Here is a 1,444-nt window from a genome sequence, read left to right on the forward strand (position 1 = left end):
CGGGGCGTTGCGGCGGCGTGCCGCCACCGTTGCCTCCGCCGCGCTTCTTGCCGAACAGGCCGTTGAGCTTGCGGTTGAAATCACGCCAGAGTTCATCGAGATCGGGCGGTCCGCCACCACCGGGACGCCGGTTGGGGTCTTGGTTGTTATTGCTTTGCTGGCCGCTCGTGCCGTCGTCCTTGCCCCAACGCGGGTCATTGAGGTTGAACATGCGCGAAAACGGCCACACACGTGGCCAAAAACGTAAGGGAGTCATGCGGAAATTTGAGTAGTGTCCGACAAAGCTGAAGCAGAGGATTGGAAGCGGGGATCAGCCAATACCGCTTCCAGCAACGCACTTTTGAGGGAGGCAACACCAGCGCCGGTCAAGGCGCTTACGACAAGCCGAAGCATGCTAGCACGCGCTTCGATGCCCTCAGATTGAGTGTGACCATTTGTAACCTGAAGGTTCACTGGCAACAGATCAGATTTGTTGAAGATCAAGAATTGCGGAATATCGTCCGCGCCGATCTCACGCAGAACGGCGTGAACTTCATCCATCTGCTCGCGCAACATGGGCGAACTGGCATCCACGACGTGCAGCAGCAAATCGGCCTGAAGCGTGTCTTCGAGCGTGGCCTTGAAGGCCTCGATCAAAGTATGCGGCAAATCGCGGATGAAACCCACCGTGTCGGACAAGGTGACGTTGACCTGCGGGCCTAGGTAGAACTTGCGCGTGGTGGTGTCGAGGGTCGCAAAAAGCTGATCGGCCGCGTAAATTTTCGACTTGGTGAGGGCGTTGAACAACGTGCTTTTGCCAGCATTGGTGTAGCCCACCAACGCCACGCGAAACGCGCCGGTGCGTCTGCGCGCACGGCGTTGCGTCATGCGCTGGCGACCCAGTTTGCCCAGACGTGTGCGAAGCATCTTGATCTTGTCGTCGAGCATCCGGCGGTCGAGCTCGATCTGCTTTTCGCCCGGGCCGCCGCGCACGCCGATACCGCCGGTCTGGCGCTCCAGGTGAGTCCAGCCGCGCACGAGACGCGTGGCCAGGTGTTCGAGACGAGCAAGTTCGACCTGCATCTTGCCTTCGGCGCTCTGCGCACGTCGAGCGAAGATTTCGAGGATGAGGCCAGTACGGTCGATGACAGGCTTGCCGAGGGCTTTCTCCAGATTGCGCTGCTGGATGGGGCTCAGTGCATTGTCGAAAATGATGGCGTCCGCCGAAGTGGTGCTGACCAGTTCGCTCAATTCATCGAGCTTGCCCGAACCGATGTAGGTCGCCGCGTCGGGCCGCGCACGCACGCAAGACAACTCGCCCGCCAGTGCGTAACCGGCGGACGTACTGAGCTGCTCCAACTCAGCCATCGCGTCGTCGGATGAGGGTCGTCGCTGCCGTACGCTGACCAGTGCAGCGCGCTCAGTGCCCTGAGATTGCCCTTCAGGCTGCGGGTGCTTCTTGCTC

2 protein-coding genes are annotated in these 1,444 nt (G+C 60.5%); both read right to left on the reverse strand.

Going from position 1 to position 1,444, the window contains the following annotated elements; translation table 11 throughout:
• The coding region (locus AC2VLV_RS14255; RefSeq protein WP_486990608.1) for a protease modulator HflK N-terminal domain-containing protein at positions 1–211 on the reverse strand (211 nt) is incomplete at its 3' end.
• Positions 212–252: 41 nt separating this feature from the next.
• A complete protein-coding gene (gene hflX / locus AC2VLV_RS14260; protein WP_486990609.1) occupies positions 253–1,389 on the reverse strand; it encodes a GTPase HflX in 1,137 nt (378 codons plus the stop codon).
• Positions 1,390–1,444 lie beyond the last annotated feature (55 nt).

The sequence above is a fragment of the Thiomonas sp. TH-17 genome, assembly GCF_057473305.1.